The following is a 4,340-nucleotide window of genomic DNA, read 5'->3' as shown; positions in this document are numbered from 1 at the left end:
ATCGATGCGGCTATCCCGCCCACATTCCCGACGCCCGCGCCGATCAATGACGTCAACTGGCAGCCACCCATGGACCACAACGAGACGCCGTTGGGGCCGGACACCTGGAATGGCACGAACCTGGGCCAGATATTTGGCATCGCGCTGGATGATGCGAGTCCGCCCAACATCTACGTGACCGTCACCAGCGTCTATGGCGATTTCCCGGCGGGTCCCGGCGGCTATGGCGCGGTATACCGCGTGGACGGGACGACCGGCGCGGTCTGCGTGCTGGCGACGCTGCCCAACGGCGGCCCGGCGCTTGGCAACGTCTGTTTTGACGAGCAGAACAGCCAGCTCTTTGTATCCAATCTGGAAGACGGCCTAGTCTACCGTATCCCCGTCAATGGGTCGTGCACGCCTTCGGGCGCCATCACGGCGTTTGACCATGGCAACGCGGGCCGGAACGCAGAGGGCTTGAACACCATTCTCGACGATGGCACTTTGAACACCTACACGCCGCTCGGCCGGCGCGTGTGGGCCGTGGAGAATTACGCGGGACGGCTCTTCTACAGCGTGTGGTGGGAAAACGACGGGCGCGCCAGCAGCACCGAGGCAAACGAAATCTGGTCCGTTGCGCTGGACGGCAGCGGCGCACCTATTGCCGCAACCGCGCAACGCGAATTGCAGATGCCCCCGCGCGGCGGCAACGTCTCCAACCCCGTCTCGGACCTTAATTTCGACGCCAGCGGCGCAATGTTTGTCTCGGAGCGCACGATGTATTCTCCCAACAATCCCACTTACCCCAGCGAGTTGGGCGACCGTGGATTGTTGCACATAGGCTGGCGTCCGGCGCATACGGCGCGGCTTATGAAATTCACGGGCGGCGCCGGCGGTCCGTGGATCACCAACAACGAATTCCGCGTGGGGTCGTTCGGCTCGGGCGAAAACAGCGCGGGCGGCGCCGCAATCGAATGCGACGGACATGTATGGGCCGCGGGCGACGCGCTTCACTTCGGGTCGTCCACGGGCCATACGGACGTTCTGTATGGACTGCACCGAATCAGCCCCGCGGGTAATTCCCTGGATGTGCCGTGGACCGTCAACGGGGTGCTGGTGGGTATCGGCGCGGCAAATGGCGCCTTCGCAAAGACCGAGATCGGCGACGTGGAGGTGTGCACCGATTGTCTGGCGCCCGGCGAAGGGGAAGGGGAAGGCGAGGGCGAAGGAGAAGGAGAGCCGTGCGACAATCTCCAAACCACGGATTGCCTGGCCGGGATCAAGGATCAGTTCGGTCTGAGCAACGGGCCTGAAACAACCTCGCCCAGCAACGCGCTGCTCAACGCGGTGACGTGTCCGGGCGGCGCACTTACGCTTTTTGACCGGACCCCGGACACGCAATGCTTTGTGCACACTTTCAGCGATTGCTGCCTGGACGATTGCGATATTCTCGCGGTCACGCTGGAGGTCGGCCTGAAGGCCGGGGCTATCGGGCTGCCGACCAACGACGACACCGTATGGCTCGGCACCGGCGGGGGCGCGCTCTGGAACATGCCGATTGCCAGCCTTGCCCCGAACGGCACGTATCAGAGCGGGTCGTGGAACCCCGGTAACCAGATGATTCTGACGCTGAATCTCGCGTCGTTGCCTGTTGACGCGAACCCGGCCAACAACGTCAGCCTGTTGACCGCGGACATCATTTGCGAACTCGACGTGCTCATCAAGGACACAACAGCCGTCGATTATATGAAGCTGAGCATTACGCGCTGTTGCGATGGTGCTGGAGGCGAAGGTGAGGGTGAGGGTGAGGGTGAGGGCGAGGGCGAGGGCCAGGGAGGCCCCTGCCTGACCGACCTGGACTGTGACGACGGCGACCCCTGCACCGAGGACCTGTGCGACCCGGCCATGGGCCAGTGTTACCACATCCCGATTTCAGGGTGCGAGGGCGAAGGCGAGGGCGAGGGCGAAGGCGAGACCGGCCCGTGCAAGACCTGGACCGACGCCGAGGATTTCGCGGAAGGCTACAGCTTCAACCTCGAACCCGTGCAGGAAGGCGACGACTTCTGCCTGGGCCTCGCTGACGACACCCGCGCATGGCCGTACATCGCAATCGCAAATTCCGGGCGCGATACCGTGGCGCGCGCGGAGGTCAACACGGGCGACGTAGTCGGCGAATACCTGACCCGGCCCAACGGCATGGCGGGCAATCCGTCGCGCACGACCGTGGACGCGTTCGGCAACGCCTGGGTGGGCAACCGGAACGAGTCGTCAAACTCGCTGGGCTCCGTCACGCGCATCGGACTGGTCGTGGGCGGGTCGCGCGTCGATGCCTCGGGCAACCCCGACCCGAACGGGCAGTACGTGCTGAACCCCTCTTACTGCACGTGCGAAGATCGCGACAACGACGGGCTGATCCATACGTCGCTCGGGTATCCGCACGTCAACGGGCTCACCGACTATGCGGCCGCGGCGCTGTTATGGCCGAACACGGGCAGCGCGGACAGCAACGGCGGCGTGTCCACCGCGGAAGACGAGTGCATCACGGCGTACGTGCGCGTTGCGGGCGTCAACGTCCGCTTCGTGGCCGTCGACCCCGTTGGCGACGTGTGGACGGGCAGCGCGACGAACCGCCTGTTCCAGCGGATCAACGGCAGCACGGGCGTCGCCGTGCCGAGTTCCATCTTCAACAGCATGTGCGGCGGTTACGGCGGGCTCGTGGACGGCAGCAACGTGATCTGGTCCGCGAACTGGGACCCGGGCAACGGCACGGGTTTCATGCGCTATGACGTACCCTTCACGTCGTCGCCGCTTACCTGTATTACGAACGTTCGCAACTATGGCGTGGCCATAGACCCCGACACGTGCCACATCTGGACCACCTCGGCCTATTACGACAACAACGTGCGCGAGGTGGACCCGGCGGGCAACCTGCTCAATGTGTACAACCACTTCGGCAGCGCATCGCCCGTCGATCTGACGCGCGGCATCGTCATCCACAACGGCAACGTCTGGGTGGCGCACGGCAACGCGAGCACCGTCGGCCGCTTGACCACGAGCGGCGTGCATCTGGGCAACGTGCCCGTGGGCACGCTTCCAACAGGCGTCGCGGTGGACACCAACGGCAAGGTCTGGTCCACCAACCTGGGCAGCAACAACGCGTCGCGCATCAATCCGGCGACCATCCCGGGAACGGTGGACCTCACCGTCGACCTCGGCTGGGGCGCGAGCCCGTATAACTACAGCGACATGACCGGCTCCGTGCTGCTGCAGGCCGTGGCCCCGCAGGGCAGCTGGACGACCGTCTACGACAGCGGCATCCTCGGGTATACGTGGAGCGTGCTGTCCTGGGTCGCCTACCAGGACCCCGGCACGTCAATCACGGTGCGCGTGCGCGCGAGCGACTCGCCCGTGCCCTCCGGGCCGTGGACGGTCGTTTCGAATAACGTGCCGTTCACCGGCGTGGCCGGGCGCTATATCCAGATTCAGGTCATCCTGAAGAGGCCGCCCTACTGCTCCGGCAAAGGCAACGTCAAACTCTGCGAATTGACCCTGTGCAAGCGCGACGGATGCATGGAAGTGCAGATGCTCGAAGAGAAGTGCGACCCGCCCACGGGCGACATCACCACGACGTTCCAGGTGACGAACACCTCGGCCTCTAACGCAAACACCATTCTCGTCACGCCGCAGACACCGAACGTGGTCGTCACTCCGAACGTCATCAATACGACCCTGCCGATCGGCGGTACGCAGACCTTCAGCGTGGTCGTGAGCGGCGCCGTGCCCGGGCAGGTGACTTGCTTCACCATCACGCTGCTCGACCGGCACAAGCACCCATGCTGCTCGCAGACGTTCTGTCTGCGCTTTGACTGCACGGCCTGCCTCGAATTCCTGAAAGAACGAATCGAGTGCGATCCCGACAATCCGGGCGCCTTCCTCTATACCTTCCAGGTCAAAAACCGTTCCGCGTTCGATATACACCACCTCTATCTGTACGCGCCCGCAGGCGCCAGCATGCAGTCTTACGTGCCTCTCGTGCCGCCGCTGGCGCCTTCCACGACCTCGGGCCCGATCACGGTTTCAATCAATACAAGCCTGCCGCCCGGATCGAATCTGTGCTTCAACTTCAGCGGCCACGATGAACTGCTCGAAATGTGCTGCTATGGCGAGCACTGCATCACGGTGCCCGACTGCGGCGGCGCGGGCGAAGGAGAAGGCGAAGGAGAAGGGGAAGGCGAAGGCGAGGGCCCCTGCCAGACCGCCGCGGATTGCGACGACGGCAACCCCTGCACTGAGGACTTCTGCGAAGGCAACGCGTGCGTGCACATCGCGATTCCCGGATGCGAGGGCGAGGGCGAGGGCGA

Annotated in this window: 1 protein-coding gene; it reads left to right on the top strand. The window is 64.3% G+C overall.

Going from position 1 to position 4,340, the window contains the following annotated elements:
* The coding region (locus tag KA184_20905; GenBank protein MBP8132048.1) for a hypothetical protein at window positions 1–4,340 on the top strand (4,340 nt) is incomplete at both ends.

This window comes from Candidatus Hydrogenedentota bacterium (genome assembly GCA_018005585.1).
In the GTDB taxonomy this organism is placed as follows: Bacteria; Hydrogenedentota; Hydrogenedentia; order Hydrogenedentales; family JAGMZX01; genus JAGMZX01.
This window is presented reverse-complemented; position numbering and strand designations above follow the sequence as displayed.